General features: G+C 57.8%; 7 protein-coding genes. All 7 read left to right on the top strand.

Going from position 1 to position 6,342, the window contains the following annotated elements; genetic code table 11:
- Nucleotides 1–54: 54 nt before the first annotated feature.
- Nucleotides 55–630, top strand: coding sequence for an RpoE-regulated lipoprotein (locus WFM46_RS07745; protein ID WP_159340069.1), 576 nt, complete (start codon nt 55–57; stop codon nt 628–630).
- A 93-nt stretch (nt 631–723) separates the two neighbouring features.
- Entirely contained in the window at nt 724–1,623 is a 900-nt protein-coding gene (locus tag WFM46_RS07750; RefSeq protein ID WP_336997375.1) for a Dyp-type peroxidase, read from the top strand.
- A gap of 174 nt (nt 1,624–1,797) precedes the next feature.
- Nucleotides 1,798–2,814: a sulfate ABC transporter substrate-binding protein gene (locus tag WFM46_RS07755; protein WP_336997376.1), complete on the top strand. Its 1,017-nt coding sequence runs from the start codon at nt 1,798–1,800 to the stop codon at nt 2,812–2,814.
- Entirely contained in the window at nt 2,814–3,647 is an 834-nt protein-coding gene (cysT, locus tag WFM46_RS07760) for a sulfate/thiosulfate ABC transporter permease CysT (protein WP_336997377.1), read from the top strand. The genes WFM46_RS07755 and cysT overlap by 1 nt, the downstream gene beginning before the upstream one ends.
- Complete coding sequence (cysW, locus tag WFM46_RS07765) at nt 3,647–4,522, top strand: sulfate/thiosulfate ABC transporter permease CysW (RefSeq protein WP_103180649.1); 876 nt, start codon at nt 3,647–3,649, stop codon at nt 4,520–4,522. The genes cysT and cysW overlap by 1 nt, the downstream gene beginning before the upstream one ends.
- Complete coding sequence (gene cysA / locus WFM46_RS07770) at nt 4,512–5,606, top strand: sulfate/thiosulfate ABC transporter ATP-binding protein CysA (protein WP_103180647.1); 1,095 nt, start codon at nt 4,512–4,514, stop codon at nt 5,604–5,606. Before cysW ends, cysA begins: the two co-directional genes overlap by 11 nt.
- Nucleotides 5,607–5,720: 114 nt before the next feature.
- Nucleotides 5,721–6,342: cysteine synthase B (gene cysM / locus WFM46_RS07775; RefSeq protein WP_336997378.1), on the top strand; the 622-nt coding region annotated here is incomplete at its 3' end.

Below are 6,342 nucleotides of genomic sequence, written 5' to 3' on the forward strand. Positions count from 1 at the left end.
TTTTAGCGATGCTGTACTCCAACAAGCGTTCAAATAACCAGAAAGGAACTCCCGATGAAATCGCTGCGTTTACTGTTATGTGCGCTCCCCGTTGTCCTGACGGGCTGCTCAACGCTTTCCGCCGTTAACTGGTCTGCGGCTTATCCCTGGAACTGGTTCGGCTCATCCAGCGATGTGACTGAGCAGGGGGTGGGCAACCTCACCGCCGCCACGCCGCTGGAACAGAGCGCCATCGAATCGGCATTAGGCGGTGATTACCGGCTGCGCAGCGGCATGAAAACCGAGAACGGCAACATTGTGCACTATTACGAAGCGCTGAAAGATGACCAACTGGCCCTGGTGATTAACGGTAATAAAGAGACGGTGACGCGCATCGAGGTGCTGGATAGCGACATCGAAACTGACACTGGGGTGAAGATCGGTACTCCGTTCAGCGACCTCTATCAGAAAGCCTACGGCAACTGCGCGAGCGCCCCTGCAGAAGAGGGGGTGGCGGTAGAGTGCAAGGCGGAAGGCAGCCAGCATATCAGCTATCAGTTCAGCGGAACCTGGAATGGCCCGCAAGGGTTAATGCCCTCTGACGACACCCTGAAAAACTGGAAAGTCAGCAAAATTATCTGGCAGCAGTAAATTGCGCCTGGACAAGCCGCCTCGCTGAAAAAGCGGGTATAATCGCCGCCAACCATGCCACGACTTCGTGGCATCTTTTTTTCAGGAGGAGCGATGTCTCAGGTTCAGAGTGGCATTTTGCCAGAACATTGCCGCGCGGCGATTTGGATCGAAGCCAATGTCAAAGGGGATGTTGATGCCCTGCGTGCGGCCAGCAAAGTCTTTATTGATAACGTGGCCACCTTCCAGGCCAAATTCCCGGATGCCCACTGCGGCGCAGTGGTGGCATTTGGTCACAACGTCTGGCGTCAGCTGAGCGGCGGAGAAGGGGCCGAAGAGTTGAAAGACTTTGTCCCTTACGGTAAAGGTCTGGCTCCGGCCACCCAGTACGACGTGCTGATCCATATTCTCTCTCTGCGTCACGACGTGAACTTCTCCATCGCCCAGGCTGCGATGGCTGCCTTTGGCGACTGCGTTGAAGTAAAAGAAGAGATCCACGGTTTCCGCTGGGTGGAAGAGCGCGATCTGAGTGGCTTTGTTGACGGCACCGAAAATCCGGCAGGGGACGAGATCCGTCGTGAAGTCGCGGTGATCAAAGAGGGCGTGGACGCGGGCGGCAGTTACGTCTTCGTCCAGCGCTGGGAGCACAACCTCAAACAGCTCAACCGCATGAGCGTACACGACCAGGAGATGATGATTGGCCGCACCAAAGAGGCCAATGAAGAGATCGACGGCGACGATCGCCCGGTGACCTCTCACCTGAGTCGCGTGGATCTGAAAGAGGATGGCAAAGGGCTGAAGATTGTCCGCCAGAGCCTGCCGTATGGTACCGCCAGCGGCACGCACGGCCTCTACTTCTGCGCCTACTGCGCGCGTCTGTATAACATTGAACAGCAGCTGCTGAGCATGTTTGGCGATACCGACGGCAAGCGCGACGCGATGCTGCGCTTCACCAAACCGGTGACCGGCGGCTACTACTTTGCGCCATCTATCGAGCGTCTGCTGGCGTTATAAAACGGCACTCCTTTCACAGGCCGGGCAAGCGTAAGCGCCACCCGGCACTACTCCTGCACCCTTATTCCCTTTTCTGCTTCCAAATCACTAAACGGTATATAAAACCGTTACTCCTTTAGTACGCGTTATAAATATCATGACCCTGAGAAAAACATCACATCTTAAGGGTGCGCAATGGCCATTACTGTACTGAAAAAAGGATCTCTGGTGCTGGCAGCTTCAGTGTTGCTGGTCGCGCAGGCGCAGGCAACCGAGCTGCTGAACAGCTCCTATGATGTCTCGCGCGAGCTGTTTGCCGCCCTGAACCCGCCCTTCGAACAGCAGTGGGCGAAAGAGAATAACGGCGATAAGCTGACCATTAAGCAGTCTCATGCCGGCTCGTCGAAACAGGCGCTGGCCATTCTGCAGGGGCTGAAGGCCGATGTGGTCACCTATAACCAGGTCACCGATGTGCAGATCCTGCACGATAAAGGCAAGCTGATCCCGGCCAACTGGCAGAGCCGTCTGCCAAACAACAGCTCGCCGTTCTACTCCACCATGGGCTTCCTGGTGCGTAAGGGCAACCCAAAGAACATCCACGACTGGAACGACCTGGTGCGTTCTGACGTGAAGCTGATCTTCCCGAACCCGAAAACCTCCGGCAACGCCCGTTATACCTACCTGGCCGCCTGGGGCGCCGCAGACAAAGCGGACGGCAACGATAAAGCCAAAACTGAACAGTTCATGACCCAGTTCCTGAAAAACGTTGAAGTGTTTGATACCGGCGGTCGCGGTGCCACCACCACCTTCGCGGAACGCGGTCTGGGCGATGTGCTGATCAGCTTTGAATCGGAAGTGAACAACATCCGTAAGCAGTACGAAGCCCAGGGCTTTGAAGTGGTTATCCCGAAAACCAACGTTCTGGCGGAGTTCCCGGTAGCGTGGGTGGATAAAAATATCGAAGCCAACGGCACGGAGAAGGCGGCGAAAGCCTATCTCAACTATCTCTACAGCCCGCAGGCGCAGACGGTGATCACCGATTACTACTATCGCGTGAATAACCCGGACGTGATGAACAAGCTGAAAGACAAATTCCCGCAGACCGAGCTGTTCCGCGTGGAAGAGCACTTTGGCTCATGGCCTGAGGTGATGAAAACCCATTTCGCCAGCGGCGGTGAGTTAGACAAACTGTTGGCGGCGGGGCGTAAGTAATGTTTGCAGTTTCCTCCAGACGTGTGCTGCCGGGCTTTACCTTAAGCCTCGGAACCAGTCTGCTGTTCGTCTGTCTCATTTTGTTATTACCGCTCAGTGCGCTGGTGGTCCAGCTCTCTGAGAAGAGCTGGTCCCAGTACTGGGAGGTGATCAGCAATCCGCAGGTGGTGGCGGCCTATAAAGTGACGCTGCTGTCGGCGTTTGTCGCCTCCCTGTTCAACGGCGTGTTCGGCCTGCTGATGGCGTGGATCTTAACTCGCTACCGTTTTCCGGGCCGCACGCTGCTGGATGCGCTGATGGATTTACCCTTCGCGCTGCCCACCGCGGTGGCGGGCCTGACCCTGGCCTCGCTGTTTTCCGTCAACGGTTTTTACGGCGAATGGCTGGCGAAGTTTGATATCAAAGTGACCTATACCTGGCTCGGCATTGCGGTGGCGATGGCCTTTACCAGCATCCCGTTTGTGGTGCGAACCGTGCAGCCGGTGCTGGAAGAGTTAGGCCCGGAATATGAAGAGGCGGCAGAAACGCTGGGCGCAACGCGCTGGCAGAGCTTCCGCAAGGTGGTACTGCCTGAGCTTTCTCCGGCCCTGCTGGCGGGCGTGGCGCTGTCGTTCACCCGCAGCCTCGGTGAGTTTGGCGCGGTGATTTTTATCGCCGGTAACATCGCGTGGAAAACCGAAGTGACCTCGCTGATGATTTTTGTTCGCCTGCAGGAGTTTGATTACCCGGCGGCGAGCGCCATTGCCTCGGTGATCCTGGCGGCATCGCTGCTGCTGCTGTTCTCGATTAACACTCTGCAAAGTCGCTTTGGTCGACGCGTGGTAGGTCACTGATGGCGGAAATCACTCAATTGAAACGCTACGACGCTCCCCGTATCAACTGGGGAAAATGGGTGCTGATTGGCACCGGCGTGCTGGTATCGGCCTTCATTCTGGTCGTGCCGATGGTCTATATCTTTGTCCAGGCGTTCAGTAAAGGGATTATGCCCGCGCTGCACAATCTGGCCGACCCGGACATGCTGCATGCCATCTGGCTGACGGTAATGATTGCGCTTATCACCGTGCCGGTGAACCTGGTGTTCGGTGTTCTGCTGGCCTGGCTGGTCACCCGCTTTAACTTCCCGGGCCGCCAGCTGCTGCTGACCCTGCTGGACATTCCGTTTGCGGTTTCACCGGTGGTGGCCGGTCTGGTCTATCTGCTCTTCTACGGCTCCAACGGCCCGCTGGGCGGCTGGCTGGATGAGCATAACCTGCAGATCATGTTCGCCTGGCCGGGCATGGTGCTGGTTACGATATTTGTCACCTGTCCGTTTGTGGTACGTGAGCTGGTGCCGGTGATGTTAAGCCAGGGCAGCAACGAAGACGAAGCGGCGGTGCTGCTGGGCGCATCCGGCTGGCAGATGTTCCGCCGCGTCACCCTGCCGAATATCCGCTGGGCGCTGCTCTATGGCGTGGTGTTGACGAACGCCCGTGCAATTGGCGAGTTCGGGGCCGTTTCTGTTGTATCCGGCTCCATTCGCGGTGAAACCCTGTCGCTGCCGTTACAGATTGAACTGCTGCAGCAGGACTACAACACCATCGGCTCCTTTACCGCCGCAGCGTTGCTGACGCTGATGGCTATTTTGACCCTGTTTTTGAAGAGTGTGGTGCAGTGGCGTTTAGAGAATCAGGAAAAACGTCAGCATCAGGAGGGAAATCATGAGCATTGAGATTGCCAATATTAAGAAGTCTTTTGGTCGCACCCAGGTGCTGAATGATATCTCGCTGGATATCCCTTCCGGACAAATGGTGGCGCTGCTGGGGCCGTCTGGCTCCGGTAAAACCACGCTGCTGCGTATCATCGCCGGTCTTGAGCATCAGACCAGCGGGCACATCCGCTTCCACGGCACTGACGTGAGCCGCCTGCATGCCCGCGACCGTAAAGTGGGTTTTGTGTTCCAGCATTACGCCCTGTTCCGCCACATGACGGTGTTCGACAATATCGCCTTTGGCCTGACGGTGCTGCCGCGTCGTGAACGTCCGGACGCCGCCACCATCAAGGCGAAAGTCACCAAACTGCTGGAGATGGTGCAGCTGGCGCACCTGGCTGATCGTTATCCGGCGCAGCTCTCCGGCGGCCAGAAACAGCGTGTGGCCCTGGCGCGCGCCCTCGCCGTTGAGCCGCAAATCCTGCTGCTGGACGAACCCTTTGGCGCGCTGGATGCGCAGGTGCGTAAAGAGCTTCGCCGCTGGCTGCGTCAGCTGCATGAGGAGCTGAAATTCACCAGCGTCTTCGTGACCCACGATCAGGAAGAGGCGATGGAAGTGGCCGACCGGGTGGTGGTAATGAGCCAGGGGAATATCGAACAGGTTGATGAGCCTGAGCAGCTCTGGCGTGAACCGGCGACCCGCTTCGTGCTGGAGTTTATGGGTGAAGTGAACCGACTGCACGGCAATATCCGCGGCGGCCAGTTCCATGTCGGGGCCCACCGCTGGCCGCTGGGTTACACCCCTGGCTATCAGGGGCCGGTCGATCTCTTCCTGCGTCCGTGGGAAGTGGATGTCAGCCGTCGCACCAGTCTCGACTCGCCGCTGCCGGTCCAGGTGCTGGAAGCCAGCCCGAAAGGTCATTACACCCAACTGGTCGTCCAGCCGCTGGGCTGGTACAACGAACCGCTGACGGTGGTGATGCGCGATGAGGAGCCGCCGCACCGCGGTGAGCGCCTGTTTGTCGGCCTGCAACATGCGCGTATTTACCATGATAAGGATCGCATCGAGACGCGGGGAGATCTTGCTCTGGCGGAATCTGCCTGATAGGTTAACGCCACGTAGTTTTGCCGGGTGGCGCTGCGCTTACCCGGCCTACGATATGCTCTGTGTAGGCCCGGTAAGCGTCAGCGCCACCGGGCTTTTTATTGGACAGCGGTCATGAACACATTAGAACAAACCATCGGCAACACCCCTCTGATCAAGCTGCAACGGATGGGGCCGGATAACGGCAGCGAAATCTGGATCAAACTGGAAGGCAACAACCCGGCGGGTTCGGTGAAGGATCGTGCCGCGCTGTCGATGATTGTCCAGGCGGAAAAGCGCGGTGAAATCAAGCCCGGCGATGTGCTGATCGAGGCGACCAGCGGGAACACCGGCATTGCGCTGGCGATGATCGCCGCCCTCAAAGGCTATCGCATGAAGCTGCTGATGCCGGACAACATGAGTCAGGAGCGCCGTGCCGCGATGCGGGCCTATGGTGCCGAGTTAATTCTGGTCAGTAAAGAGCAGGGTATGGAGGGGGCTCGCGATCTGGCTCTTGAGATGGCGAACCGGGGCGAAGGTAAGCTGCTGGATCAATTCAACAACCCTGATAACCCCTATGCCCATTACACCACTACCGGCCCGGAGATCTGGCAGCAGACCGAAGGCCGCATTACCCATTTTGTCTCCAGCATGGGAACCACGGGCACCATCACCGGCGTCTCCCGTTTTCTGCGTGAGCAGGAAAAAGCGGTCACTATTGTTGGCCTGCAACCGGAAGAGGGGAGCAGCATCCCCG

Source organism: Leclercia sp. M50 (assembly GCF_037150775.1).
In the GTDB taxonomy this organism is placed as follows: domain Bacteria; phylum Pseudomonadota; class Gammaproteobacteria; order Enterobacterales; family Enterobacteriaceae; genus Enterobacter.

Bases quoted from the DNA above. Each gene is read 5' to 3' on its own strand.
- WFM46_RS07745 (WP_159340069.1), top strand. From the start codon at position 55: ATGAAATCGCTGCGTTTACTGTTATGTGCGCTCCCCGTTGTCCTGACG.
- WFM46_RS07750 (WP_336997375.1), top strand. From the start codon at position 724: ATGTCTCAGGTTCAGAGTGGCATTTTGCCAGAACATTGCCGCGCGGCG.
- WFM46_RS07755 (WP_336997376.1), top strand. From the start codon at position 1,798: ATGGCCATTACTGTACTGAAAAAAGGATCTCTGGTGCTGGCAGCTTCA.
- cysT (WP_336997377.1), top strand. From the start codon at position 2,814: ATGTTTGCAGTTTCCTCCAGACGTGTGCTGCCGGGCTTTACCTTAAGC.
- cysW (WP_103180649.1), top strand. From the start codon at position 3,647: ATGGCGGAAATCACTCAATTGAAACGCTACGACGCTCCCCGTATCAAC.
- cysA (WP_103180647.1), top strand. From the start codon at position 4,512: ATGAGCATTGAGATTGCCAATATTAAGAAGTCTTTTGGTCGCACCCAG.